Here is a 25,230-nt window from a genome sequence, read left to right as displayed (position 1 = left end):
ACCAACATGGGCGGTCTACAACCCTGGCACTGGGTAATCGTCATCGCGGTGTTCGTGCTGCTCTTCGGCGCCAAGAAGCTGCCGGATGCAGCACGCTCGCTGGGCAAGTCGATGCGGATCTTCAAGTCGGAGATCAAGGAGATGCAGGCCGACGGCAAGACCGAGCCGAAGCCCGAGACGCCGGGCCCGGCCACGCCGATCGCCTCAGAGCGCGTCGACGTCGCCGACCCGGCACCGGCCGCCGAACCGTCGTCCGACAAGCGCCCGGCCTGACCCCACCGTTTCGTGTGACGCGGCCCGGCGCCGCGGTCGTCAGGCTGTGCTCATAGGTCGCATCCACTAGGCAGGCCGTTGCAGACCCCTCCGATTCTCCGGAAGCTCGATCCGCGCCGCCGGCGCGCCCGAGCCAATCCCGACGGCACCATGTCGTTGGTCGAACACCTCGCCGAGCTGCGCAACCGGCTGCTCATCGCGGCCGCCGCGGTGGTGCTGACGACGATCCTCGGGTTCTTCTGGTACACCCACGGCATCTTCGGCATGCACAGCCTCGGCGAATGGTTGCGCGGCCCCTACTGTGCGCTGCCCGACTACGCGCGTGCCGACATCACCCCCGGCGGCGGGTGCCGCCTGCTGGCGACGGGGCCCTTCGACCAGTTCATGCTCCGCCTCAAGGTGGCCCTGATGGCCGGCATCGTGCTGGCCTGCCCGGTGTGGCTGCACCAGGTGTGGGCGTTCATCACCCCGGGGCTCTACAAGAACGAGCGCCGGTTCGCGACCGCGTTCGTGGCCATCGGCGCGCTGCTGTTCATCGGTGGCGCGGTGCTGGCCTACGTGGTGCTGGCGACGGCGCTGGGCTTCCTGCTCACCGTCGGCAGCGACGTGCAGGTCACCGCGCTGTCCGGCGACCAGTACTTCGGCTTCCTGATCAACCTGCTGCTGGTGTTCGGCATCAGCTTCGAATTCCCGCTGCTGATCATCATGCTCAACCTGATCGGCGTCCTCACCTACGAGCGGCTCAAGGCGTGGCGCCGCGGGATGATCTTCGGGCTGTTCGTCTTCGCCGCGTTCGCCACGCCCGGGTCTGATCCGTTCACGATGCTCGCCCTGGCCGGTGCGCTGACCGTGCTGCTGGAGCTGGCCATCCAGGTGGCCCGCATCCACGACAGGCGCAAGGCGAAGCGCGAAGCGCTCGAGGACGTCCCCGAAGACGAGGCCGCGCCGATCGGCACCGCCGATCCGATCGAGGCGCCGTCGGCGGTGCCGTCGCCCTCCCGGGTCACGATCGATGACGAATCCACCTGAGTCGTCGGCGACCGAACTCGCCGACTTCACCGCGGCGCTGCCGTTCGCGCTCGACGACTTCCAGCTGCGGGCCTGCCGGGCGCTGGAGAACGGTCACGGTGTGCTGGTGTGCGCGCCGACCGGCGCGGGCAAGACGGTCGTCGGCGAGTTCGCCGTGCACCTCGCGCTGGCCGCGGGCCGGAAGTGCTTCTACACCACGCCGATCAAGGCGCTGAGCAACCAGAAGCACACCGATCTGGTGGCGCGGTACGGCGCGGCGCGCATCGGGCTGCTCACCGGCGACCAGTCGATCAACGGTGACGCCGACGTGGTGGTGATGACCACCGAGGTGCTGCGCAACATGCTCTACGCCGATTCGCCGGCATTGCGCGGACTGGCGTTCGTCGTGATGGACGAGGTGCACTTCCTCGCCGACCGGATGCGCGGGGCGGTGTGGGAGGAGGTGATCCTGCACCTGCCCGACGACGTCCGGCTGGTCAGCCTGTCGGCGACCGTCAGCAACGCCGAGGAGTTCGGCGGCTGGATCCAGACGGTGCGCGGCGACACCACCGTGGTGGTCGACGAGCACCGGCCGGTGCCGCTGTGGCAGCACGTGCTGGTCGGCAAGCGGCTGTTCGACCTGTTCGACTACCGCGCCCACGACCCGTCCGCCCGTGGCCGCGAACTCGTGGTCGATCCGGAGTTGTTGCGCCACATCGCCCATCGCAGGGAGGCCGACCGGCTCTCGGACTGGCAGCCGCGGGGGCGCGGCGGCCGGTCGTCGCACCGGGGCCGGTCGGTGGGCGCCCGGCCGCCCAGCAGGCCCGACGTGCTCGCCGCGCTCGACCGTGAGGGCCTGCTGCCCGCGATCACGTTCATCTTCTCCCGCGCCGGCTGCGACGCCGCGGTCAAGCAGTGCCTGCGCTCCCCGCTGCGGCTGACCGACAACGAGGAACGGGCCCGCATCGCCGAGATCGTCGAGCGCCGCTGCGCCGACCTGCCCGAGGACGACCTGATCGTGCTCGACTACCACGAGTGGCGCGAAGGCCTGCTGCGCGGACTCGCCGCCCACCACGCCGGGATGCTCCCGGTGTTCCGGCACACCGTGGAGGAGCTGTTCACCGCCGGGCTGGTCAAGGCGGTGTTCGCCACGGAGACCCTGGCCCTCGGCATCAACATGCCCGCCCGCACGGTGGTGCTCGAGCGGCTGGTGAAGTTCAACGGCGAGCAGCACATGCCGTTGACGCCGGGGGAGTACACCCAGCTGACGGGGCGTGCCGGCCGGCGCGGCATCGACGTCGAGGGCCACGCGGTGGTGCTGTGGCATTCGCACGACGACATGGCCGAACCGGCCGAGATCGCCGGGCTGGCCTCCACCCGCACGTTCCCGCTGCGCAGTTCGTTCGCGCCGTCCTACAACATGACGATCAACCTGGTCCAGCACATGGGCCCGGAACAGGCCCATCAGCTCCTCGAGCAGTCGTTCGCCCAGTACCAGGCGGACCGCTCGGTGGTGGGGCTGCGCCGTGGCGTCGAGCGCGGCGAGCGGCTGCTCGACGAGATCGCCGCCGAACTGGGCGGGCGCGACGCGCCGATGCTGGACTACGCGCGGCTGCGGGCCCAGATCTCGACCCGGGAGCGCGCGCAGTCGCGGGCCTCGCGGCTGCACCGGCGCAAAGCCGTCAACGACGCGCTGGCCGCATTGCGCCGTGGCGACATCATCAACATCGCGCAGGGCCGCCGCGGCGGGCTGGCCGTGGTCCTCGAACCGGACCGCGACAGCGACGACCCGCGACCGCTGGTGCTCACCGAACACCGTTGGGCGGGCAGGATCTCGTCGGCCGACTACACCGGGGCGTCGACCACCGTGGGGTCGATGGCGTTGCCCAAGCGCGTCGAGCACCGCAACCCGCGGGCACGACGGGACCTGGCCTCGGCGCTGCGCTCGGCGGCCGCAGGCCTGGATTTGCCGTCGCACCGTAGGCGGGGCGGTGCCGCGGAGGAACGCGACGTCGATCCGGAGCTGCCCGGGCTGCGGGAGCGGCTGCGCAACCATCCGGCGCACCACGCGCCCGACCGTGAGGACAGGATCCGTCTCGCCGAGCGGTACCTGCGCATCGAACGCGACAACGCCGAGATCCAGCAGAAGGTGGCCGCCGCCACCAATTCGCTGGCCCGGACGTTCGACAGGATCGTCACCCTGCTCGCCGAACGTGGGTACATCGAGACGGCGGACGACGGTGACCCGAAGGCCACCGACGACGGCCGGCTGCTGGCCCGGATCTACAGCGAGAGTGACCTTTTGGTGGCCGAGTGCCTGCGCGGCGGCATCTGGGAGGGCCTCGGGCCCGCCGAACTCGCCGCGGTGCTGTCCACGGTGCTCTACGAATCGCGGGGCGACACACCCGGCGCGCCAGCGGGTCTGGAGGCGCCGACGGCCGCGCTGCGGCGTGCGCTGGCGCGGACCAGGCGTACGTCGGCGGAGTTGCGGGCCGAGGAGCAGCGGCACCGGATCGGGCCCAGCCGCGAACCGGACGACGGGTTCGTCGCCGCGGTGTACCGGTGGGCCACCACCGGCGATCTCACGACCGCGCTGGCCGCATCCGACGTCGCTGGCAGCGGGTCGCCGTTGTCGGCAGGCGATTTCGTCCGGTGGTGCCGTCAGGTCCTCGACCTCCTCGACCAGGTGCGCAACGCGGCGCCGACGGCGGCGATGCGCACGGCGGCGAAACGCGCCATCAACGACATTCGACGCGGCGTCGTGGCAGTTGATGCGGGGTAGTGTGTTGCCAGCCGACCCAGGACCTGACCGCAGGATCCACCTCAGGACGACCAAGGAGAGACGATGAGCGGACCGCAGGGTTCCGACCCCTCGCAGCCGTGGCAGGGCCAGCAACCGGAGGCCGGCACCGATCAGCCCTCGGGTGAGCCGTCGAGCGCATCGTGGCAGCCCTCGGGCGCGAGCGGTGACCAGTCCACGTCTCAGCAGCCGTCGTGGCAGCCGCAGCCCGCCGACGAGTCGACCACCCAGGTGCCCAGCTGGCAGCAGCCGCCGCCGGCCTACGGTCAGCAGCAGTATCCGCAGTATCAGCAGCCGGGCCAGGAGCAGCCGACCTACCAGGCGCCGCAGCAGCCGCAGTACCCGTCCACCGAGCAGTACGGGCAGTACGGCCAGCAGCCGGGGCAGCAGTACGGCCAGCCGCCGCAGTACGGCCAGCAGCCGGGACAGTACGGGCAGACCGCGCAGCAACCGCAGTACGGCCAGCCCCAGTACGGGCAGCCGCCCCAGTACGGCCAGCAGCCCGACCAGTACAACCAGTACGGGCAGTACCAGGCGCCCGGCTCGGAGTCCGGGTCGAAGAGTTCGCTGAAACTGATCCTCGGCGTCGTCGGCGGGCTGGTGGCGATCCTCGCCATCGCCGTGCTGGTGACGGCCCTGTGGCTGCCGGGCTGGGCGGTCACCACCAAGCTCGACGTCAACGCCGCGCAGTCGGGTGTGGAGCAGATCCTCACCGACGAGGAGAACGGCTACGGCGCCAAGAACGTGCAGGACGTCGTCTGCAATGACGGCCAGAGCCCCGAGGTCAAGCAGGGCGCGACGTTCGACTGCGACGTCAGCATCGACGGCACCAAGCGCACGGTGACGGTGACGTTCCAGGACGATGACGGAACCTACGAGGTCGGCAGGCCCCGCTAGTCCGGCAGCTCGTCGAGCGCCTTCTGCAGGCGCCCGACCGATGACGTGACGCCCAGTTCGCCGGCCAGGTCGGCGACCTTGCGCGGATGGACGGCGGCCAGCGGCAGCGTGTCGGACTCGGTGGTGAAGGTGACGGGCGCGTCGTGGGCCACCCGCACCACCGGGCCGGCGGCCTCGATGTAGTCCGTCGCCGCGAGCAGCTTCTTGCGGTAGGCCTTGCTCATCTTCGACTTCGGGTCGTCGGCGGCGGCCACGATCGCCTCCAGCGAGCCGTACTGCGCGAGCAGGGTGGCCGCCGTCTTCTCGCCGACGCCCGGCACGCCGGGCAGACCGTCGGACGGGTCGCCGCGCAGCAGCGCCAGTTCGGCGTACGCCGGCCCGGCCCGCTCGACCGGCACGTGGTACTGGTCGGCGACCTCCGCCGGGCCGAACATCGAGGCCTTGGACATGCCGCGGCCCAGGTAGAGCACCCGCACCTGGACGGGGTCGTCGGCGACGAGTTGAAGGAGGTCGCGGTCCCCGCTGACCACGACGACCCGGTCCTTGCGTTCGCGGGCGGCCAGGGTGCCCAGCACATCGTCGGCCTCGTATCCGGGCGCGCCGGCGGTGGCGATGCCGAACGCGTCGAGCACCGCCATGATCATGTCCACCTGCGGGGTCAGCTCGTCGGGCACCTCCTCGACGTCGGGGGTGCCGGCCGGTTCGGCCTCGGCGACGCGGTGCGCCTTGTACGACGGGATCAGGTCCACCCGCCACTGCGGGCGCCAGTCGTCGTCGCGGCACACCACCAGCCGGCCCGGCCGTTCGCGGCCGATCAGCATCGCCACCGCGTCGAGGAAGCCGCGCAGCGCGTTGACCGGCCGGCCGTCGGGCGCGGTGATCGACGACGGCAGGGCGAAGTACGACCGGAACCACATGCTGGCCCCGTCGAGCAGCAGCAGCGGCCCGCTCATCGTGCGCTCTCGAACATGTAGGCGCCGCTGGTGATCGGCCGGTTGTCGTTGCCTTCGTCGTAGAGCACCACCCTGGCCGCGACCAGGCCGTCGGTGCCGGTCATGGCTTCGGACTCGGCGCGGAACGGCCCGGCCGTGCCGCGCGCCATGAACATGACGTGTGACGACGCGCCCTGCAGCCGGCCGGTGCCCGCGAGCCGGGCCGCCGCGTCGGTGGCCGCCGTCTCGAGCAGCACGAACTGGGGCCCGATGTGCAGGGCGGCGTCCGGCGAGGCCACGTCGGCCGAGAGTTCGGGCAGCGCCCAGTGCCCGTCGGGCCTTCGGTGACCGCCGAACACCTGCCACAGCGGCGGCAGGTCCGGCGAGTCGACCACCTCGATGTTGTCGACCTCCATCTTCTGCAGCCCCTCCGGCGGGACGCCGATGCTGACGCCCTGGCCCTCGATCAGTGCCAGCACGCGGTCCGGCCGGTCGGCGTCGACGATCTTGGCCCGGCTGTAACCCATCTGCCTGCCGCGCCGCAGCTCCTCGGACACCACCTCGAAGCGGCGGACGTCGCGGCCGGGGTCGATGACCTGGCACGAGTGCACGACGGGATTGGGCACCGCCTCGAGGTCGGACATGTGCCCGCTCTCGGGCGCCGCGGTCGACAACACCGCCAGCAGCAGGCCGCCGGTGGGATTGCGCATGTCGTGGCGCACCACGACGGTGTCGTCGACGTCCCGCGGATCCATGGTCGCGTACTGCCTGCCGATGTAGCGGTAGCTGAGCAGGCCGCCCCAGCGCCGCCGCAACTCCTCGGCGTACTCGTGACTGTCGGTGAGTTCGCGGATGTCGCGCAGCATTCGGCTCACACTACTGGCGGCGATTAGCCTTTCAGCCATGAGTTCCGCCCGTTTCGATTCCGATGTGTACGCCCGCCGACTAGCCGCCGCCGCGGAGGCGACCGCCGAGGCCGGGCTGGCCGGCCTGGTCATCACCCCCGGCTACGACCTGCGCTACCTGACGGGTTCGCGGGCACAGACCTTCGAGCGGCTGACCGCACTGGTGGTGCCCGCCGCAGGTGGGCAGGGGTCGCCGACGGTCGTGGTGCCGCGGCTGGAGCTGGCCGCGCTCAGGGAGTCCGCGGTCACCGAACTCGGCGTGGCCGTGCGCGACTGGGTGGACGGCGACGACCCCTACCGGCTGGTGGCCGATGCGCTCGGCGGCGCGCCTGCCGCCACTGCGGTCACCGACGCGATGCCGGCCCTGCACCTGCTGCCGCTGGCCGGGGTGCTCGGCGTGGTCCCGGTGCTGGCCACCGATGTGCTGCGGCGGCTGCGGATGGTCAAGGACGCGGCGGAGATCGACGCGCTGCGCACGGCGGGCGCGGCGATCGACCGGGTGCACGAGCGGGTGCCCGAATTCCTGGTGCCGGGCCGCACCGAGGCCGACGTGGCGGCGGACATCGCGAAAGCGATTGTCGACGAGGGACATTCGGAGGTCGCGTTCATCATCGTCGGCTCGGGCCCGCACGGCGCCGACCCGCACCACGAATGCTCGGACCGCGAACTGCGGGCCGGCGACATCGTGGTCGTCGACATCGGTGGACCGGTCGAGCCCGGATACAACTCGGACTCCACCCGGACCTACAGCATCGGTGAGCCCGATCCCGAGGTGGCCCGGCGCTACGCGGTGCTGCAGCGGGCGCAGCGCGCCGCGGTGGAGGCCGTCCGCCCCGGGGTGACCGCCGAACAGGTCGACGCCGCGGCCCGCGACGTGCTGGCCGCCGAGGGTCTGGCCGAGGCGTTCGTGCACCGCACCGGGCACGGCATCGGGCTGTCGGTGCACGAGGAGCCCTACGTGGTGGCCGGTAACGACCTGCCGCTCGAACCCGGGATGGCGTTCAGCGTCGAACCGGGCATCTACTTCCCGGGGCAGTGGGGTGCTCGCATCGAGGACATCGTGATCGTCACCGAGGACGGCGTGCTGCCGGTCAACAGCAGACCGCACGAGCTGGTCGTGGTGCCGGCCGGTCCCGCGGCGACGGTGTGACGCGCGAGGTCCGGGTCGCTAGTCCTCGCCGCGGTCGAGCAGGTCGGAGGAGCCGAGTACCCGCTCCACCCGTACCTCGATGACCACCCTGCGCGGATTCACCCGCGGCGTGCGGTACCGCTGCGCGTAGCGCAGTTCCGCGTCGCGCACCGCCTCGGGGTCGGTGTTGACGGCGGACTTGCCCTCGAGCGACAGCCAGCGCGCGCCGTCGACCTGACTGAGCACGGCCGCGCCGCGCTGGTCGGCGTTCACCGCCTTCTGAGAGCCGCCGGTGGTGATGACACGCGCGATGTGGGTCTTGGGGTCGAAGGTGAATCCGACCGCGACCACGTGCGGCGAGTTGTCCGCCCGCAGCGTGGTCAGCATCGCGAGATGGCGTTCGGTGAGGAACGCGATCGCGTCGTTGGTGAGCCGGGTCGTTGCCTTCGCCATCAACGCCCACGCTAGCGCAGGACATAATCGCAGCTGTGAAAGACACGGCCGACACGGCTGACAGGCTCGGACCCGGCGTCGTCGTCGTCTTCGGGGGGCGCAGCGAGATCGGCACCGAACTCGCCGTTCGGCTGGCGCCCGGCGCCACGGTGGTGCTGGCGGCCCGCGGCCCGGAGCGACTGGGCGAGCAGGTGGCGGCGGTTCGGGCCGCCGGTGCGCAGGCGGTGCACACGGTGGCGTTCGACGCCGACGACGTCGCGGCCCACGGTGCGCTGATCGACGCGATCGTCGCCGAGCACGGGCCGATCGGCACCGCGGTGCTGGCGTTCGGGGTGCTCGGCGACCAGGCCCGCGCCGAACGCGACCCGGCGCACGCCGCGGCGATCGTGCACACCGACTTCGTCGCGCAGGTCAGCCTGCTCACCGCACTGGCCGCCGCGATGCGGGAAGTCGGTGTGGGCACCATCGTCACCTTCTCCTCGGTGGCGGGGGTGCGGGTGCGCCGCGCGAACTACGTGTACGGATCGGCCAAGGCGGGACTGGACGGGTTCTGCGCCGGCCTGACCGACGCGCTGCACGGTTCCGGGGTGCGGCTGCTGGTCGTGCGGCCGGGATTCGTGATCGGCCGGATGACCGAGGGGATGTCACCCGCGCCGCTGCCGAGCACGCCCGCGCAGGTCGCCGATGCGACCGTGCGGGCGTTGCGGCGGGGGCGCAGCCACGTCTGGGTGCCGGGCGCCCTTCGGCTGCTCTTCTTCGCGTTGCGGATGGTGCCGCGGCCGGTGTGGCGCAGGATGCCGCGATGATCTTCGTGGTGGGTGTCGGCGCCGACGGCATGGGTGGACTGGCGCCGGCGTCGGCGGCCGAACTGCGCCGCGCGACGGTGGTCTACGGCTCCGCCCGCCAGCTGCGCCTGCTCGACGAGTCGGTGGGCGCGCAGCGCCGGGAGTGGCCGTCGCCGCTGGTGCCGGCGCTCGCGGCGCTCGGGGAGGCCACCGGCGACGTGCACGTGGTGGCCAGCGGCGACCCGATGCTGCACGGGATCGGCGCGACGCTGATCCGGCGGTTCGGCGCGGACCGGGTGTCGGTGCTGCCGCACGTCTCCTCGGTGACGCTGGCCTGCGCCCGGCTCGGCTGGAGCGTGCAGGACAGCGAGGTGATCAGCCTCGTCACAGCCGCCCCGCACACCGCGGTGCGCCGGGGCGGCCGCGCGGTGGTGCTGTCCACCGACCGCACCACGCCTGGGGCGCTGGCCGCGCTGCTGACGGCGCACGGCCGGGGCGACTCCGAGCTCACCGTGCTCGAGCAACTCGGCGGCCCGGACGAACGGCGCCGCGACGGCACCGCCGCGCAGTGGGCCGGCCGGGCGCCCGCCGACATCGACGACCTGAACGTCGTGGCGGTGCGCTACCTGCCCGACGAGCGGGTGGCGTGGCCGGGCGACGACGCGTTCGACCACGACGGGCAGATCACCAAGCACGGCATCCGCGCCGTCACCCTCGCCGCGCTCGCCCCCCGTCCCGGTGAATTGCTGTGGGACGTGGGCGCCGGTGCGGGCAGCATCGCTATCGAGTGGTGCCGCAGCGGCCCGGGGTGTTCGGCGGTCGCCTTCGAGTGCGACGAGCGACGTCGCGCCCGTATCGTGACGAACGCCGAGGCGTTCGGGGTGCGCGTGGACGTGCGCGGCGCCGCCCCCGAGGCGTTCCGCGCCGCCGAACTCAGCAGTGCGGGCGTGGCAGGCGTGCCGACACCCGCGGCGATCTTCGTCGGCGGCGGCGTCACCGCACCGGGACTTCTGGACGCCTGCGTCGAGCGGTTGCCCGCGGGCGGGCGGCTGGTGGTCAACACCGTCACCGTGGAGTCTGAAGCGCTTGTGCTGCAGTGGTATTCACGTCTCGGCGGTGAGTTGCGCCGGTTCCAGCACTACCGCGGCGAGCCGCTGGGCGGGTTCACCGGATGGCGGCCGGCGATGCCGGTCACCCAGTGGTCGGTGGTGACATCGTGACGGTCTACTTCATCGGCGCCGGCCCGGGCGCCGCCGACCTGATCACCGTGCGCGGGCAGCGACTGCTGCAACGGTGCCCGGTATGCCTCTATGCCGGCTCGATCATGCCCGACGACCTGCTGGCCAACTGCCCGCCGGACGCGAAGATCGTCGACACCGGGCCCCTGACGCTCGAGCAGATCGTCGGCGAACTGGCCGATGCGCACGCCGCGGGACTGGACGTGGCGCGACTGCACTCGGGTGACCCGTCGATTTACAGCGCGCTGGCCGAGCAGTGCCGCCGCCTCGACGACCTCGGGGTGGATTACGAGATCGTGCCCGGCGTGCCGGCGTTCGCCGCCGCCGCGGCCGCACTGGGCCGCGAACTGACCCTGCCCGGCGTCGCCCAGACGGTCACGCTGAGCCGGGTGGCGACGCTGTCGACGGCGATGCCTGCGGGGGAGGACCTGCGCACCCTGTCGGCCCCCGGCGCCACGCTGGTGCTGCACCTCGCGGCCGCCCAGATCGACGCGATCGTGCCCGAGCTGCTCGCCGGTGGGTATCGGCCCGAAACCCCCTGCGCCGTGGTGGCATTCGCGAGCTGGCCGCAAGAGGTGGTGGTGCGGTGCCCGTTGGCGGAACTCGCGGAGCGGACGCACGAGGCCGGCATCACCCGCACCGCCGTGATCGTCGTCGGCGAGGTCCTCGCCGCCGAGGGCTTTTCCGACAGCTACCTGTACTCCAGCGGCCGGACACGGCGCGGGCGGCACTGAGGTGAGCCGGTGACCACCCGGCTGCGGGTGCTGCTGCTCGGCGGTACGGGGGAGGCCCGCGCGCTCGCCGCCCGGCTGCATCCCGCTGTGCACGTGATCAGTTCGCTGGCCGGCCGGGTGCCCGACCCGGCGCTGCCGGTCGGCGACGTGCGCGTCGGCGGCTTCGGCGGCGTCGAGGGACTGCGCCACTGGTTGGCGGAGGCCGGCGTCGACGCCGTGGTGGACGCGACGCACCCGTTCGCCGCGACCATCACCGCCAACGCCGCGCGGGCGTGCGCGCAGGCTGGGGTGCCGCATCTGGTGCTGGCCCGCCCGCCGTGGCCGGACGGCACGGCGATCGTCGTCGATTCGGATCGGCACGCCGCAGAATCGGTTGTGCGTCAACGATTCTCGCGGGTTTTCCTGACCACCGGCCGCAGCGGCATCGCGGCCTTCGCCGACGTCGACGCCTGGTTCCTGATCCGTGCCGTCACCGCCCCCGACGCCGCGGTGCTGCCACGGCGGCACGAGCTGCTGCTGTCCCGCGGGCCCTACCGCTACGACGATGAGCTGCAGCTCATGGGGGACCGTCGCATCGACGCCGTGGTCACCAAGAACAGCGGCGGCGACATGACGCGGGCCAAGCTCGATGCGGCGGCCACCCTGGAGCTGCCGGTGGTGATGGTCGGCCGCCCGCCGCTGCCCGCGGGGGTCGACACGGTGCACACCGTCGACGAGGCGGTGGCCTGGATCAGCTCTCGATGAGCTCGAGGGCCCCGAGGTCGCGGATCGCCTGGCAGCCGCGCTGCGCCATCACCGCCATCATGTCGTCCCCGCGCTCGGTCGACGAGGCGAACGCGCAGCCCAGCACGGTGATCAGCGGGGCCTGCAGCGTGCCGAGCCGGTAGTCGCGCCAGCAGTCCTCGGCGCTGTAGTCCGCCACCCCGTGGGTCAGCAGCTCGCGGTGGTAGGCCTCGACCAGGTCGCGTTCCACCTGCGGGCGCAGCTCCGACGGCAGGCTGGTTGCCAGGAAGTACGCCAGGTCGCGGGCCGGCAGTCCGACACCGAGGGTCTGCCAGTCCACCACCGTCACGCGGGTGCGGTCGGGGTCGAAGAGCAGGTTGTCGAGCCGGTAGTCGCCGTGCAGCAGGGAGAACCGGTCGGGCTCGGTCAGCAGCCACGGCGTCACCACCGACATGGCCTCGACGAGGGTCTCGCGGTCCTGCGGCGACACCTTGTCGCCCAGCTTCTCGATCGTCATGTCGGCGGCCATCCTGGCGACGTCGCCCATGCCCTGGGCCGTGGCCGCGTCCGGTTTGACCATCGCGATGCCGGGGGTGGCCGCCAGGTCCTCGTCACCCCAGCTGGGCCCGTGCAGGCCGGCGATCGCGACCGCGGCGAGCCGCGCCTCCTCGGCACTGCACCCGGCGATCTGGTCGCCCTGCACCGCGGGCGCCATGTCGGCCAGCAGCAACACGAAATCTGCTCCGTCGCGGTCGATCTCGCAGTGGTAGCAGTCCGGCACCGGGACAGTGGTGCGGTCGGCGAGCGACTGGTAGAACGCGTGCTCGGACAGGTAGCCGAGGGTGACACGCTCGCGCACCGCCTCGTCCTGGGCGGGCAGTTTCACCGCGAAGGTGGCGGGCAGGCGCACGTCGGTGTCGCCGTAGCCGACCGACAGCCGGTAGGTGGCGCCGGTCTGGCCGGTCCCGATCGGCGCGACGTCCACCTCGCGGACGTCGGCGCCCAGCACAGAGGTCAGCCACTGCGGAGTGATGTCGGTGGGCCGCGCGGGGATCGAGACGGTCGAAGTCATGCAGAGTACCTATCAGGTCGGATAGCGCCGTGGTGTGAAAACCCGGTCACCGGAGTCGTCACCGTGGGAATCGTCGCGGTACCACTGGGTCTGGGAGGACCCCACGATCAGCAGGCAGCGCATGTCGACGTCGGCGGGGTCCAGATCGGCCAGGCGTACCACCGTGATCCGTTCCTCGGGTCCGGCGACGTCGCGCCCGATCACCACCGGGGTGTCCGCGTCGCGGTGGCGCAGCAGCAGATCGCGCGCCGCACCGACCTGCCAGGTCCGCGACTTCGACGCGGGGTTGTAGATGGCGAGCACCAGATCGGCGGCGGCCGCGGCGGCCAGGCGCCTCTCGATCACGTCCCACGGCTTGAGCCGGTCGGACAGCGACAACACCGCGTAGTCGTGGCCCAGCGGAGCGCCGACCCGGCTGGCGACGGCCTGCGCCGCCGTCATCGCCGGGATGACGCGCACCTCGACACCGGGCCACTGCTTGGCTTCCTCCACCACCGCGGTGGCCATCGCGAACACCCCCGGGTCGCCGGAGGACACCACGGCGACGGCGCGGCCCTGCTGCGCCAGTTCGCACGCCAGGCGGGCGCGGGCGGGTTCGTCGGTGTTGTCGCTGGGGTGCCTGCGCTGGTCGGCGCGCGGGCGGACCCGGTCCAGGTAGGGGGCGTAGCCGATCAGGTCGGTGGCCGCGGCCAGTTCCCGGCGGCTCTGCGGCGTCAGCCAGTCCGGGTCACCGGGTCCCAGGCCCACCACGGCGACGCCGGCGGGCAGCGGCGGGTGGCGGTGACCACCGGGGAGCATCGCGATCGAGAAGTAGGGCACGGCGTCGGCGTCCGCCTCACCCGCGGGCAGCACCCGCTGCGCCGGCGTGCTCGCCCGCTCCACGTAGAAGGCGCCGTCGAGCCGATCTGCCGCCGAAAGTGCCTCCCGCACAACCGGATAGGATCGTCCGAGCTTGAGGATCACGGCGGCGTCGGTGTCGGCGAGGCGGCGGCGCAACTCGTCGGCGGGCAACGTGCCCGGCAGGATGGTCAGCACCTCGTCGCCCTGGACGAGCGGGATGCCGGTGGCCGCGGACGCGGCGCTCACCGACGTCACCCCGGGCACGATCACCGCGTCGAAGCGCTCGGTGAGCCGGGTGTGCATGTGCATGTAGGAGCTGTAGAACAGCGGGTCGCCCTCGGCCAGCAGCGCGACGTCGCGGCCCGCGTCCAGGTGGGCGGCGATCCGCTCGGCGGCCTCGCGGTAGAAGTCCTCGATGGCGCCGGCATAGCCGCCGGGGTGGTCGGTGGTCTCGGTGGTGACGGGGTAGACCAGGTGCTCCTCGATCTGTCCGTCGCGCAGATAGGGTTCGGCGATGCCGCGGGCGATGCTGCGGCCGTGCCGGGCGCTGTGATAGGCGATCACGTCGGCCTGCCCGATCACCCGGGCCGCCTTGACGGTGACGAGTTCGGGATCGCCGGGTCCAAGGCCGACACCCCAGAGCGTGCCCCTCATTCGTGCTCATTCGCGATCGCGTTGACGGCGGCGGCCGCCATCGCGCTGCCGCCGCGCCGCCCGGTCACCATCAGATAGGCGATGCCGCGCGGGTTGTCGACGAGTTCCTGCTTGGACTGCGCGGAGCCGACGAACCCGACCGGCCCGCCGAGCACCGCGGCCGGAACCGGCGCACCGGCGTCGATCAGCTCGAGCAGCCGGAACAGCGCGGTCGGCGCGTTGCCGATGGCGAGCACGGCGCCGCCAAGCCGCTCGGCCCACAGTTCCACCGCGGCCGCCGACCGGGTGTTGCCGGTGCGCTCGGCGTGTGCGGCCGCCCGCGGGTCGGCGACCAGCGACACCACCTCGTTGTCGGCGGGCAGCCGGGACCGGGTGATGCCCGCGGCGACCATCGAGGAGTCGCAGAGCACGGGGGCGCCCGCGGCGAGCGCGGCGTGGGTGCGGGCGACGACGTCGGCGGTGAAGGCCACGTGCTCGGCCACGTCGACCTGGCCGCAGGTGTGGATCAACCGCACCACCACCCGCGCGACGTCGGCGGGGAAACGGGTCAGATCCGCCTCGGCGCGGATGGTCGCGAACGACTGCCGATAGATCTCCGCGGCGTCGCGGATGTAGTCGAGCACGCGCTCACCCTACGGTGCGCGACACCCGCCGCCGGTAGCCGGAGTCGGTCGCCACGAGCACGTCACCGGTGGCGGGGCTGCCGCAGGCGCGATCGCAGCCGACGAAGTGGCGGTGGCCCTCGGCGGGGGTGTGGACGGCGGCGGCGGCGTCGGCACGCACGTCCGCCGCGGAGCGCTCACACCCCGGGCTCCCGGTGCACGCGCTGACGTCCAGCCACGGCGAGTTCGCGTCGAAGACCAGGCCCATCGGCGCCAGCACCCGCAGCGCGACGTCGGCGACGCCCTCGTCCAGGTCGTGCACCAGCACCGAACGCCACGGCGTGATCACCATCGGCGCCTCGATTGCGGCCAGGAATTCGGCGACCCGGGCCTGCAGCACTCCGAGGGGGACCGCGGCGCCCAGGGTGACGCGGCCGTCGCCCTGGGGCAGCCACCCGACGGGCGGCCGCGCCGACGGCGGCCATGTCCGGCCCGCCGGGGCCTGCCGGTCGAACCCGTCGAGCAGGGGCTGGATGTCGGCGAGTTCGGCGACGCGCCAGCATGTTCCGCGGGAGGCGGCGAACCGCTCGGCGATCGTGACGAGCGTGGCGACCACGTTGGCGGGGGACAGCCGCACTCCGGTGTCGCGGCCGGCCAGCAGCAGCGCGGCGGTCTCGCCGTCGAGCATGTGCACGCCGACGTCGGCGGCAAGTCCGGAGACGTCGCCGCGGCCGTCGTCGAGGCCGAACCAGAACCGGCCGGACAGGCCGGCCAGTTCCGGCGCGGCCTGGATGCCGTTGTCCAGCAGGCTCACCAGGGCGCGGACGTCGGCGGCGCCCCCGGCGCGGCCGGACAACGGCGACGCGACGACGTTGCGCACCCGTTCGTGGGAGGCCGACGGCAACAGCCCTGCGGCGGCCACGGCGTCGGCGAGCGCGGCGGTGTCGGTGACGGCGCGGATCTGGATGTTGCCGCGGGAGGTGAGTTCCATTGCGGGCGAGCCGAACTCATTTGCCGCGCCAGCCAGTGCCCGCAACTGGTCGGGTGTCACCATGCCGCCGGGCAGGCGCACGCGCGCCAGCGCGCCGTCGGCGGCCCGGTGCACGCTGAGTGCGCCGGGGCAGGCGTCCTGGTCACGGTGTCGGCTCATCGGTCTCACCATTCTAGGAGTCCCGCCGCACGACACGACCGGGTGTTAGCCAGGATTCGCATCGGCGACCCGGCACGCCGGAGCGGCGATAGCTGGACTTGGATACCACAGCACTCAGCAGTGCTGATGGGGATATCCCTGATAGCCACGCGCACGGGTAGTCGACTACGCGTGAGGTAGCTGGGGTTGAGTCGTAGCGTTCGCTTCATCAAGTCCGGGTGGTCCGGACGCGAGGGGGTAGATGAAATGACCGAACTGTCAACGGCACCAGTGGCGACGATGCCGTTGGTCGTGCCTGCCGCGCAGGAGCCGACCACGCAGGTGCTGATCACCGAGCAGCAGGTGCTGTTCTCGACCGCGGCTGCCGCGCCCGTGGTGCCCGGCAGGGCACACCGACTCGCCCAGTGGCTGCACGCGGTGTTCGAGACCCCGCAGCGGACGCATCCGCCCGCCCGCCTGGACTTCCTGGAGCGCTCGGCGATGTCGCGGGAGATGGGACGGCTGTAGCCTCAGCTGGCCAGCGCGATCGGTGTCACCACTGCCGAATAGTGCGACGCGTCACCGGAGATCACCCTGCTGCGCCTGCCGTGGACGTCCACCGGGATGTCGCCGGCCAGGGTGACCCGGCTGAGCCGGCGGAACTGGTCGTCGTAATCGGAGACCGCGTAGTGCTGGGTGGCCCTGTTGTCCCAGATCGCGACGTCGCCCGGCGCCCAGTTCCACCGGATGGTGTTCTCCAGCTTCGTGATCCGGGCCTGCAGCAGGCCGAAAAGGGCGACCGACTCCGCGGAGTTCAAGCCGACGAAGTTCTTGACGAAGTGCCCGAGCACCAGCACCCGGCGTCCGGTCTCCGGATGCACCCGCACCACTGGATGCTCGGTCTCGTAGTAGTCCTTCACGAACTCCGAGCGGTACTGCCGCTCGGCGGCCGACGCCGACGCAGAAGGCGTCTCGACGTCGGCGATGTAGTCATAGGCGTTGGTGTGCACCGCCCACAGGTTGTCGACCAGCGCCCGCAGCGGTTCCGGCAGCCGGTCGTAGGCGGCCTCCGTCGACGCCCACGTGGTGGTTCCGCCGTACTCGGGCAGCGTCACCGCCCGCAGCAGCGAGGCCTTCGGGATGCGGTCGACGAACGTCACGTCGGTGTGCCAGCTGTTGGCCTTGTCGTAGCGGGAGTCGATGGGCAGCACCCGCTCGCCGCGGGAGGTCACGGTGGGATGGGCCGTCGTCGGCGTCCCGAGCCTGCGCGCGAACGCCAGCTGGCCGTCGTCGTCCAGGTCGTGTTGCTCGCGGAAGAAGATCACTTTGTGCTCGAGCAGCGCGTCGTTGATGCGTGCCGCCGTCCCCGCGTCGGACACGCCGCTCAGCTGGATTCCATCGATGCGGGCTCCGATCCGGGCACCCAATTTCACCACGCGCACGGGCGCAGACGCTTCCGCAACGGCGCGCGCCGGCCCAGGGTTTGACTCAGTGAGAACCGAACCGGTGGCATCACCGAGCCGTTTTGATCTAGTCGGGTTCGGGTACCAGCCAGGCACCCCGGGCGTAGGGTGCTGCGCACACGCGGGACGAACCTACAGCGGAGGTGGGCGTGCGAGGTCTGTGGGACTACGTGACCTCCCACCAATCCCAGCTTCTGTTCGATTCCTATCAGCACGTCAGCGCGGTGGTGCAGAGCGTGCTGATCGCGACCGTGATCGGCGTGGCCGTCGGTGTGCTGACCTATCGCAGCCCGCTGGCCGCCAACCTCGCCACGACGACGTCGAGCATCATCCTGACCGTTCCGTCCTTCGCCCTGCTCGGCCTGCTCATCCCGCTGTTCGGCCTCGGCGTGGCCACCAGCATCGCGGCGCTGGTGCTGTACTCGCTGCTGCCGATCATCCGCAACACCATCGTCGGTCTCACCGCGATCGACCCCGCCCTCACCGACGCGGCGCGCGGCATCGGACTGAGCCGGATCGGCACCCTCGGCCGCGTCGAGATCCGGCTGGCCTGGCCGTCGATCCTGTCGGCCATGCGGATGAGCACCCAGATGTCGATGGGCGTGCTGGCCATCGCCGCCTACGTCAAGGGCCCGGGTCTGGGAAACCTGATCTTCGCCGGGCTGGCCCGTGTCGGCAGCCCCACGGCACTGCCGATGGCACTCGCAGGCACCCTGCTGATCGTCATCCTGGCGCTTGTGCTGGATGCCCTGCTCGTCCTGCTCGGGCGCCTCACCACATCGAAAGGTGTCCGATGACAACCGGACTGACAGCCGAAAACCCCACCAAGCAGGATCCGACCGGGGTGCGGATCCTGCTGGACAACGTGTCGAAGGTGTATCCGGGTTCGAAAGACCCTGCGGTGGAGAATGTCTCGCTCGAGATCCCCGCCGGTGAGATCGTCGTCTTCGTCGGCCCGTCGGGCTGCGGCAAGACCACCACCATGCGGATGATCAACCGGCTGTCCGAACCGACCTCGGGTCGCATCGAGATCGGCGACAAGGACGCGCTGTCGATCAAGCCGACGGAGCTCCGGCGTTCGATCGGCTACGCCATCCAGCAGGCCGGCCTCTTCCCGCACATGACGATCCGGCAGAACGTCGGCCTGGTCCCGGGCCTGCTGGGCTGGGACCGCAAGCGCATCGGCGACCGGGTCGACGAACTGCTCGACATGGTGGGACTCGAGCCGGCGCAGTACGCGCAGCGCTATCCGCGCCAGCTGTCGGGCGGCCAGCAGCAGCGGGTCGGGGTGGCCCGCGCGCTGGCCGCCGATCCGCCGGTGCTGCTGATGGACGAGCCGTTCGGCGCGGTGGACCCGATCACCCGCAGCACGCTGCAGGACGAGCTGCTGCGGCTGCAGACCGAACTCCGCAAGACGATCGTCTTCGTCACGCACGACTTCGGCGAGGCGGTCAAGCTCGGTGACCGCATCGCCGTGCTGGGGCAGCGGTCCAAGGTGCTGCAGTACGACACCCCGCAGACCATCCTGGCCAGCCCCGCGGACGACACCGTCGCCGGCTTCGTCGGGTCCGGCGCCTCGCTGCGGCAGCTCGGCCTGCTGCGGGTCAAGGACGTCGAACTGCGACCGCACCCGGCCGTGCACCGCGACGACACCGTCGAACAGGCCCGCACCGCGCTGGCCGGGACCGACTTCGACTGGCTGGTGCTGCTCGACGACCGTGACCGTCCGGTCAGCTGGGTGCGCGAGAAGCGGCTGCGGCACGCCGGCTCGCTCAGCGACGTCGCCGAGCCGCTCGACGTGGTCAGCACGCAGTCGACACTCGAGGACGCCCTCGAGGCGATCCTGGCCGAACAGCACGCCTCAGCGGTGGTCGCCGGACCCGGCAGCCGGTACGTCGGGGTCGTCACGCTGGACACCCTGATCGAGACCATCACCACGCTGCGGTCGGATGCGGAGGCGGCCACCGGGAACGACGAACCGTGACCAGTGCCGTCAAGACCGTCGTCACCCCCAAGGCCTCCGCGGCCGAGCGGGTCCGGCTCTACATCCAGCCGGTGCTCGTGCTCATCGTGGCTGCGGCCGTGGTGTTCTGGGCGTTCAACCGCGATCTGACCGCCACCCAGAAGGAGAACATCAACCCGGCGAACGTCGCCTCGCTGATCTGGCAGCACCTGCTGATCACCGGCGCCGTCACCGCCATCGTCCTGCTCATCGGCGTCCCGCTCGGCGTGCTCGTCACCCGTCCCGGCGCAAAGATCCTGCGGCCGTTGGTGATCGGTGTGGCGAACATCGGGCAGGCCGCGCCGGCGATCGGCCTGCTGGTGCTGCTGTTCCTCCTCACCGCGCGGACCGGGTTCTGGATCGGCGTGCTGCCCATCGCGCTGTACTCGCTGCTGCCCGTGCTGGCCAGCACCATCCTCGGCATCGATCAGGTCGACCGGTCGCTGATCGACGCCGGACTCGGTCAGGGCATGTCGCGCGCCGCGCTGCTGTTGCGGGTCGAACTCCCGCTGGCGGTGCCCTACATCCTGGCCGGGCTGCGCACCTCGCTGGTGCTGGCGGTCGGCACCGCGACACTGTCGTTCCTGGTCAACGCCGGCGGTCTGGGCATCCTGATCGACACCGGCTACAAGCTTCAGGACAACGTGACGCTGATCCTTGGCAGCGTGCTGGCGGTGTGCCTGGCGCTGCTCGTGGACTGGGTCGGCGGCCTCGCGGAGTTCTACGTCGGACCCAAGGGCCTGCGGTGACGGCGCGGCGGGCGCTGGTCGCGCTGGCGTCGTGTGTCGTGCTGGTGTTGTCCGGGTGCGGCCTGGGGTCGGGCAGCGCGGTGCCGTTCGAAGTGGGTCCCGGATCGATCGAGCCTGCGCCCGAGCTGCAGGGCGTGAAGATCACCGTCGGCTCCAAGGAGTACACCGAGCAGGTCATCCTGGGCTACATCCTCGAGTACACCCTCGCCGCGGCCGGCGCCGACGTCCGCGACCTGACCGGGATCGTCGGGTCGCGCAGCACCCGCGAGGCGCAACTGCGTGGACAGGTCGACGTCGCCTACGAGTTCACCGGCAACGCGTGGATCAACTACCTCGGCAACGAGAAGCCGATCCCGGACACCCGCGAGCAGTTCGAGGCGGTGCGCGACGAGGACCTCGCCCGCAACGACATGGTGTGGCTGGAGCCCGGACCGATGGACGACACCTACGCGCTGGCCGCGAGCAGGCGCGTGGTCGAGCGGACCGGGGTGCGCACCCTGTCGCAGTACGCCGATCTGGTGCGCCGCGATCCTGCCGCCGCGAAGACCTGTGTGGACACCGAGTTCCGCGCCCGCCAGGACGGCTTCCCCGGGATGGCCGCCGCCTACGGGTTCGACCCTGCCCGCGCCCAGACGCCGATCCTGCAGGTCGGCATCATCTACCAGGCCACCGCCGACGCCACGCAGTGCGACTTCGGCGAGGTGTTCACCACCGACGGCCGGATCGCCGCCCTCGATCTGGTGGTGCTCACCGACGACAAGCAGTTCTTCGCCCACTACAACCCGTCGGTCACCATGAAGCGCGGCTTCTTCGACGCACATCCTGAGATCGCCGCGGTGACCGCGCCGGTGACGGCCGCGCTGACGAACGACGCGATCATCGAGATGAACAAGCAGGTCGACGTCGAGGGCCGTGACCCGGCCGTCGTCGCCCGCGACTGGATGATCGCCGAGGGCTTCGTCACGGACCGCTGAAGCGCGGAAACGCCGGCAGGTGTGACGTCCTTCACACTGTCGGGGCGTGTGATCTCCTCCACACAAACGCTTTGATTCGCCCCTGCGGCTCCGTACCTTTCAGGTGAGGCGATACCGCCGGTATCGCATACAAGGGAAGGGGGCCGCGATGTTCACCATCATCGCTCTCGTCGTCGCTCTGTTCGTCCTCATCGCCGCGATCGGACTGCCCTACCAGCAGTCGTGGCATGCGCGCTGGGGAAACTACGACCGCTGACCCCGGGTGGGGTACGAATGACGGGTGGCCCAGCCGTCCCGTCATCCGACCGTCCTGTTGCTGTCGACGTCCGACACCGACCTCACCACCGCACGCGCCAGCGGCGCGCAGTACCGGTGGGCCAACCCGACCCGCCTGGTGGACGGTGAGCTGACGGAGTTGCTGGACGGCGCCGACTGCGTCGTCGTACGAATTCTCGGCGGGTACCGCGCATGGGAGGACGGCATTGCCGCCGTCGTCGCCAGCGGGGTGCCCGCCGTGGTCGTCTCCGGGGAGCAGGCGCCCGACGCCGAACTGATGCGTCGCTCGACGACGCCGGCCGGAGTGGCGCTGCAGGCCCACATCTACCTCGCCCAGGGCGGGGTGGAGAACCTTCGCCGGCTGCACGCCTTCCTGTGCGACACCATCCTGATGACCGGATTCGGTTTCGCCCCACCGCAATCCACCCCCGAATGGGGTGTTCTCGAGCGCGACGCCGCCGACGTCGACGGTCCAACGGTCGCCGTGCTCTACTACCGGGCGCAGCATCTGGCCGGCAACACCGGCTACGTCGACGCGCTCTGCTCGGCCATCGAACTCGCAGGCGGGCAACCACTTCCGGTCTTCTGCGCATCGTTGCGCACCGCGCCCGCCGAACTGCTCGACACACTGAGGGCTGCCGACGCCATGGTCACCACGGTGCTGGCCGCGGGGGGAGCGACACCCGCCTCGGTGGGCGCGGGCGGCAACGACGACACCTGGGACGTCGCCCATCTCGCGGCGCTGGACATCCCGATCCTGCAGGGGTTGTGCCTGACGAGTTCCCGGGCGCAGTGGGCCGCCAACGACGACGGGATGTCCCCGCTTGATGTCGCCACCCAGGTGGCCGTTCCGGAGTTCGACGGCAGGCTCATCACGGTCCCGTTCTCGTTCAAGGAGATCGACGCCGAGGGCCTGGTGTCCTACGTGGCCGACCCGGAGCGCTGCGGCCGGGTGGCGGGCCTCGCCGTCCGGCACGCACGGCTGCGCGCCGTCGCGCCGCCGGACAAGCGGGTGGCCGTGGTGTTCTCCGCGTATCCGACCAAGCACGCGCGCATCGGCAACGCCGTCGGGCTCGACACCCCCGCCAGCGCCATCGAACTGCTGCGCGCGATGGCCGCCCACGGTTACGCCGTCGGGGACTTCCCGGGAGTCGAGGCCGGCGACGGCGACGCGCTGATCCACGCGCTGATCGAACGGGGCGGCCAGGACGCCGCCTGGCTGACGGAGGGCCAGCTGGCGGGAAATCCGATCCGGATCGCCGCAGCCGACTACCGCGCGTGGTTCGCCACCCTGCCCGCCGAACTCACCGACGCCATCGTCGAGCACTGGGGGCCGCCGCCGGGGGACCTGTTCGTGGACCGCAGCCACGACGCCGACGGCGAGATCGTCATCGCCGCGATGCAGTCGGGCAACGTCGTGCTGATGGTGCAGCCGCCGCGCGGCTTCGGGGAGAACCCCGTCGCCATCTACCACGACCCCGACCTCCCGCCGAGCCACCACTACCTTGCGGCCTACCACTGGCTCGACGCGGGCTTCGGGGCCGACGCGGTCGTGCACCTGGGCAAGCACGGCAACCTGGAGTGGCTGCCGGGCAAGACCCTCGGCATGTCCGCGGCGTGCGGCACCGACGCGGCACTGGGCAATTTGCCGCTGATCTACCCGTTCCTGGTCAACGACCCCGGCGAGGGCACCCAGGCCAAGCGCCGCGCGCACGCCACCCTCGTCGACCACCTGATCCCGCCGATGGCGCGGGCCGAGAGTTACGGCGACATCGCCCGCCTCGAGCAGCTCCTCGACGAGCACGCCAACGTCTCCGCCCTCGATCCGGGGAAGCTGCCCGCCATTCGCCAGCAGATCTGGACGCTGATGCGGGCGGCGAAGATGGACCACGACCTCGGGCTGGCCGAACGCCCCGACGAGGACTCGTTCGACGACATGCTGTTGCACGTCGACGGCTGGCTGTGCGAGATCAAGGACGTCCAGATCCGCGACGGCCTGCACGTGCTCGGGCATCCGCCGGAGGGCGAGTCGCAGCTCGACCTGGTGCTGGCGATCCTGCGGGCCCGGCAGTTGTTCGGCGGCGAGCAGACGGTGCCGGGGCTGCGGCAGGCCCTCGGTCTGGCCGAGGACGGCAACGACGAGCGCACCGCCGTCGACGCCGCGGAGTCCGCCGCCCGCGAACTGGTGGCCGCGCTGCAGCAGTCGGGGTGGGACGCCGACGCCGTCGACGGGATCACCGACGACCCCGCGGTGGCGGCCATCCTGCGGTTCGCCGCGACCGAGGTGGTGCCCCGGCTGGCAGGCACGTCGGCCGAGATCGAGCAGGTGCTGCGCGCGCTGGACGGCCGCTTCATCGCCGCAGGCCCGTCGGGATCACCGCTGCGCGGCCTGGTCAACGTGCTGCCGACCGGACGCAACTTCTACTCGGTGGACCCCAAGGCGGTGCCGTCCCGGCTGGCCTGGGAAACCGGTGTGGCCATGGCGGATTCGCTGCTGACCCGCTACCGCGACGACCACGGCCGCTGGCCGAGATCGGTCGGGCTGTCGGTGTGGGGCACCTCGGCCATGCGCACCTCCGGCGACGACATCGCCGAGGTGCTGGCGCTGCTGGGGGTGCGGCCGGTGTGGGACGACGCGTCGCGGCGCGTCGTCGACCTCGAGGCCATCACACCGGCCGAGCTCGGCAGGCCCCGCATCGACGTCACCGTGCGGATCTCGGGCTTCTTTCGCGACGCGTTCCCACACGTGGTCACGATGCTCGACGACGCGGTGGCGCTCGTCGCCGGCCTCGACGAACCCGCCGAGGACAATTACGTGCGCGCCCACGCGCAGGCCGACCTCGCCGAGCACGGCGACCAACGTCGCGCCACCACAAGGATCTTCGGCTCCAAGCCGGGAACCTACGGCGCGGGCCTGCTGCAGCTGATCGACAGCCGCAACTGGCGTGACGACGCCGATCTCGCCGAGGTCTACACCGCGTGGGGCGGATTCGCCTACGGCCGGGGCCTCGACGGCAGGCAGGCGACCGAGGACATGAACCAGAACTACCGGCGCATCGCGGTGGCCGCGAAGAACACCGACACCCGCGAGCACGACATCGCCGACTCCGACGACTACTTCCAGTACCACGGCGGGATGATTGCCACGGTGCGGGCGCTCACCGGCAAGGACCCCGCGGCCTACATCGGTGACAACACCCGCCCCGACGCGGTGCGCACCCGCACCTTGAGCGAGGAGACCACCCGGGTGTTCCGTGCCCGCGTGGTCAACCCCCGCTGGATGACCGCGATGCGCAGGCACGGCTACAAGGGCGCCTTCGAGATGGCCGCCACCGTCGACTACCTGTTCGGCTACGACGCCACCGCCGGGGTGATGGCCGACTGGATGTACGAGCGGCTCAGCAGCGAGTACGTCCTCGACGACGAGAACCGCAAGTTCATGTCCGAGTCCAACCCGTGGGCGCTGCACGGGATGGCGGAGCGGTTGCTGGAGGCGGCGGGCCGGGGGATGTGGGCGCAGCCCGAACCCGCGACGCTCGACGGCCTGCGCCAGGTACTGCTGGAGACCGAGGGCGACCTCGAGGGTTGATCG

Annotated in this window: 23 protein-coding genes; 15 read left to right on the top strand and 8 right to left on the bottom strand. The window is 71.5% G+C overall.

The window, feature by feature from the left end:
- Positions 1–6: 6 nt before the first annotated feature.
- The 4 genes from tatA to O6P37_RS18010 all read left to right on the top strand — a co-directional run bounded on the left by tatA (position 7) and on the right by O6P37_RS18010 (position 4,978).
- Positions 7–273 carry a Sec-independent protein translocase subunit TatA gene (gene tatA, locus O6P37_RS18025; protein ID WP_264012754.1) on the top strand — a complete coding sequence of 89 codons (267 nt, stop codon included), beginning with the start codon at positions 7–9 and terminating at the stop codon, positions 271–273.
- A 78-nt stretch (positions 274–351) separates the two neighbouring features.
- Positions 352–1,302, top strand: a complete 951-nt coding sequence (gene tatC / locus O6P37_RS18020; RefSeq protein WP_269895366.1) for a twin-arginine translocase subunit TatC — start codon at positions 352–354, stop codon at positions 1,300–1,302.
- On the top strand, positions 1,286–4,063 hold the full coding sequence (locus O6P37_RS18015) for a DEAD/DEAH box helicase (protein WP_269895365.1): 2,778 nt from the start codon (positions 1,286–1,288) through the stop codon (positions 4,061–4,063). The genes tatC and O6P37_RS18015 overlap by 17 nt, the downstream gene beginning before the upstream one ends.
- A 63-nt stretch (positions 4,064–4,126) precedes the next feature.
- Positions 4,127–4,978: a DUF4333 domain-containing protein gene (locus tag O6P37_RS18010; protein WP_269895364.1), complete on the top strand. Its 852-nt coding sequence runs from the start codon at positions 4,127–4,129 to the stop codon at positions 4,976–4,978.
- On the opposite strand, the gene O6P37_RS18005 is transcribed toward O6P37_RS18010, so the two are convergent.
- Both O6P37_RS18005 and O6P37_RS18000 read right to left on the bottom strand, forming a co-directional pair.
- Positions 4,975–5,931 carry a 5'-3' exonuclease gene (locus tag O6P37_RS18005; RefSeq protein WP_264012750.1) on the bottom strand — a complete coding sequence of 319 codons (957 nt, stop codon included), beginning with the start codon at positions 5,929–5,931 and terminating at the stop codon, positions 4,975–4,977. The genes O6P37_RS18010 and O6P37_RS18005 overlap by 4 nt on opposite strands.
- A complete protein-coding gene (locus tag O6P37_RS18000; RefSeq protein ID WP_269895363.1) occupies positions 5,928–6,776 on the bottom strand; it encodes a hypothetical protein in 849 nt (282 codons plus the stop codon). The genes O6P37_RS18005 and O6P37_RS18000 overlap by 4 nt, the downstream gene beginning before the upstream one ends.
- 37 nt (positions 6,777–6,813) lie before the next feature.
- Here O6P37_RS18000 and O6P37_RS17995 point away from each other — a divergent pair, with 37 nt between their 5' ends.
- Positions 6,814–7,965 (top strand): M24 family metallopeptidase, encoded by a 1,152-nt coding sequence (locus O6P37_RS17995; RefSeq protein ID WP_269895362.1) that lies wholly within the window; start codon positions 6,814–6,816, stop codon positions 7,963–7,965.
- An 18-nt stretch (positions 7,966–7,983) separates the two neighbouring features.
- Here the strand turns inward: O6P37_RS17995 and O6P37_RS17990 are convergent, their stop codons facing one another.
- A complete protein-coding gene (locus tag O6P37_RS17990) occupies positions 7,984–8,397 on the bottom strand; it encodes a F420-dependent biliverdin reductase (RefSeq protein WP_264012747.1) in 414 nt (137 codons plus the stop codon).
- A gap of 35 nt (positions 8,398–8,432) precedes the next feature.
- Between O6P37_RS17990 and O6P37_RS17985 the strand changes: the two genes are divergently transcribed.
- The 4 genes from O6P37_RS17985 to O6P37_RS17970 are packed head-to-tail and all read left to right on the top strand — an operon-like array spanning position 8,433 to position 11,898.
- Positions 8,433–9,203 carry an SDR family NAD(P)-dependent oxidoreductase gene (locus O6P37_RS17985; protein ID WP_269895361.1) on the top strand — a complete coding sequence of 257 codons (771 nt, stop codon included), beginning with the start codon at positions 8,433–8,435 and terminating at the stop codon, positions 9,201–9,203.
- A complete protein-coding gene (cbiE, locus tag O6P37_RS17980) occupies positions 9,200–10,402 on the top strand; it encodes a precorrin-6y C5,15-methyltransferase (decarboxylating) subunit CbiE (RefSeq protein ID WP_269895447.1) in 1,203 nt (400 codons plus the stop codon). The genes O6P37_RS17985 and cbiE overlap by 4 nt, the downstream gene beginning before the upstream one ends.
- The gene (gene cobM / locus O6P37_RS17975; RefSeq protein ID WP_269895360.1) at positions 10,399–11,154 is read left to right on the top strand and encodes a precorrin-4 C(11)-methyltransferase; all 756 of its coding nucleotides are present in this window, start codon (positions 10,399–10,401) and stop codon (positions 11,152–11,154) included. Before cbiE ends, cobM begins: the two co-directional genes overlap by 4 nt.
- 21 nt (positions 11,155–11,175) lie before the next feature.
- On the top strand, positions 11,176–11,898 hold the full coding sequence (locus O6P37_RS17970) for a cobalt-precorrin-6A reductase (protein WP_269895446.1): 723 nt from the start codon (positions 11,176–11,178) through the stop codon (positions 11,896–11,898).
- On the opposite strand, the gene O6P37_RS17965 is transcribed toward O6P37_RS17970, so the two are convergent.
- The 4 genes from O6P37_RS17965 to cobG are packed head-to-tail and all read right to left on the bottom strand — an operon-like array spanning position 11,885 to position 16,195.
- Positions 11,885–12,949, bottom strand: a complete 1,065-nt coding sequence (locus O6P37_RS17965; protein WP_269895359.1) for a phosphotransferase family protein — start codon at positions 12,947–12,949, stop codon at positions 11,885–11,887. The genes O6P37_RS17970 and O6P37_RS17965 overlap by 14 nt on opposite strands.
- Positions 12,950–12,961: 12 nt before the next feature.
- Positions 12,962–14,443, bottom strand: a complete 1,482-nt coding sequence (locus O6P37_RS17960; protein WP_269895358.1) for a precorrin-2 C(20)-methyltransferase — start codon at positions 14,441–14,443, stop codon at positions 12,962–12,964.
- Entirely contained in the window at positions 14,440–15,066 is a 627-nt protein-coding gene (locus O6P37_RS17955) for a precorrin-8X methylmutase (protein WP_269895357.1), read from the bottom strand. Before O6P37_RS17955 ends, O6P37_RS17960 begins: the two co-directional genes overlap by 4 nt.
- A gap of 4 nt (positions 15,067–15,070) precedes the next feature.
- Positions 15,071–16,195: a precorrin-3B synthase gene (cobG, locus tag O6P37_RS17950; RefSeq protein WP_269895356.1), complete on the bottom strand. Its 1,125-nt coding sequence runs from the start codon at positions 16,193–16,195 to the stop codon at positions 15,071–15,073.
- Between the two features lie 246 nt (positions 16,196–16,441).
- On the opposite strand from cobG, the gene O6P37_RS17945 reads away from it, so the two are divergent.
- Positions 16,442–16,702: a hypothetical protein gene (locus O6P37_RS17945; RefSeq protein ID WP_269895355.1), complete on the top strand. Its 261-nt coding sequence runs from the start codon at positions 16,442–16,444 to the stop codon at positions 16,700–16,702.
- Positions 16,703–16,704: 2 nt separating this feature from the next.
- Here O6P37_RS17945 and O6P37_RS17940 read toward each other — a convergent pair whose 3' ends face one another.
- Entirely contained in the window at positions 16,705–17,616 is a 912-nt protein-coding gene (locus O6P37_RS17940; RefSeq protein ID WP_269895354.1) for a TauD/TfdA dioxygenase family protein, read from the bottom strand.
- A 170-nt stretch (positions 17,617–17,786) separates the two neighbouring features.
- Between O6P37_RS17940 and O6P37_RS17935 the strand changes: the two genes are divergently transcribed.
- The 5 genes from O6P37_RS17935 (at position 17,787) to cobN (ending at position 25,227) form a co-directional block, all read left to right on the top strand.
- The gene (locus O6P37_RS17935) at positions 17,787–18,434 is read left to right on the top strand and encodes an ABC transporter permease (RefSeq protein WP_269895353.1); all 648 of its coding nucleotides are present in this window, start codon (positions 17,787–17,789) and stop codon (positions 18,432–18,434) included.
- Entirely contained in the window at positions 18,431–19,621 is a 1,191-nt protein-coding gene (locus O6P37_RS17930) for an ATP-binding cassette domain-containing protein (protein ID WP_269895352.1), read from the top strand. Before O6P37_RS17935 ends, O6P37_RS17930 begins: the two co-directional genes overlap by 4 nt.
- Entirely contained in the window at positions 19,618–20,388 is a 771-nt protein-coding gene (locus tag O6P37_RS17925; RefSeq protein WP_269895351.1) for an ABC transporter permease, read from the top strand. The genes O6P37_RS17930 and O6P37_RS17925 overlap by 4 nt, the downstream gene beginning before the upstream one ends.
- The gene (locus O6P37_RS17920; protein ID WP_264015742.1) at positions 20,385–21,362 is read left to right on the top strand and encodes a glycine betaine ABC transporter substrate-binding protein; all 978 of its coding nucleotides are present in this window, start codon (positions 20,385–20,387) and stop codon (positions 21,360–21,362) included. Before O6P37_RS17925 ends, O6P37_RS17920 begins: the two co-directional genes overlap by 4 nt.
- A 280-nt stretch (positions 21,363–21,642) precedes the next feature.
- Positions 21,643–25,227: a cobaltochelatase subunit CobN gene (gene cobN, locus O6P37_RS17915; protein WP_269895350.1), complete on the top strand. Its 3,585-nt coding sequence runs from the start codon at positions 21,643–21,645 to the stop codon at positions 25,225–25,227.
- The last annotated feature ends 3 nt before the right edge of the window (positions 25,228–25,230 follow it).

The organism is Mycobacterium hippophais (assembly GCF_027529605.1).
Classification (GTDB): Bacteria; Actinomycetota; Actinomycetes; order Mycobacteriales; family Mycobacteriaceae; genus Mycobacterium; species Mycobacterium arseniciresistens.
This window is presented reverse-complemented; position numbering and strand designations above follow the sequence as displayed.

What these genes read in the sequence shown, in the direction of transcription:
- O6P37_RS18010 (WP_269895364.1), top strand. Translation starts at nt 4,127, where the DNA reads ATGAGCGGACCGCAGGGTTCCGACCCCTCGCAGCCGTGGCAGGGCCAG.
- cobG (WP_269895356.1), bottom strand. Translation starts at nt 16,195, where the DNA reads ATGAGCCGACACCGTGACCAGGACGCCTGCCCCGGCGCACTCAGCGTG.
- O6P37_RS17990 (WP_264012747.1), bottom strand. Translation starts at nt 8,397, where the DNA reads ATGGCGAAGGCAACGACCCGGCTCACCAACGACGCGATCGCGTTCCTC.
- O6P37_RS17930 (WP_269895352.1), top strand. Translation starts at nt 18,431, where the DNA reads ATGACAACCGGACTGACAGCCGAAAACCCCACCAAGCAGGATCCGACC.
- O6P37_RS18005 (WP_264012750.1), bottom strand. Translation starts at nt 5,931, where the DNA reads ATGAGCGGGCCGCTGCTGCTGCTCGACGGGGCCAGCATGTGGTTCCGG.
- O6P37_RS17945 (WP_269895355.1), top strand. Translation starts at nt 16,442, where the DNA reads ATGACCGAACTGTCAACGGCACCAGTGGCGACGATGCCGTTGGTCGTG.
- O6P37_RS18000 (WP_269895363.1), bottom strand. Translation starts at nt 6,776, where the DNA reads ATGCTGCGCGACATCCGCGAACTCACCGACAGTCACGAGTACGCCGAG.
- O6P37_RS17995 (WP_269895362.1), top strand. Translation starts at nt 6,814, where the DNA reads ATGAGTTCCGCCCGTTTCGATTCCGATGTGTACGCCCGCCGACTAGCC.
- O6P37_RS17965 (WP_269895359.1), bottom strand. Translation starts at nt 12,949, where the DNA reads ATGACTTCGACCGTCTCGATCCCCGCGCGGCCCACCGACATCACTCCG.
- O6P37_RS17960 (WP_269895358.1), bottom strand. Translation starts at nt 14,443, where the DNA reads ATGAGGGGCACGCTCTGGGGTGTCGGCCTTGGACCCGGCGATCCCGAA.
- tatA (WP_264012754.1), top strand. Translation starts at nt 7, where the DNA reads ATGGGCGGTCTACAACCCTGGCACTGGGTAATCGTCATCGCGGTGTTC.
- cbiE (WP_269895447.1), top strand. Translation starts at nt 9,200, where the DNA reads ATGATCTTCGTGGTGGGTGTCGGCGCCGACGGCATGGGTGGACTGGCG.
- O6P37_RS18015 (WP_269895365.1), top strand. Translation starts at nt 1,286, where the DNA reads ATGACGAATCCACCTGAGTCGTCGGCGACCGAACTCGCCGACTTCACC.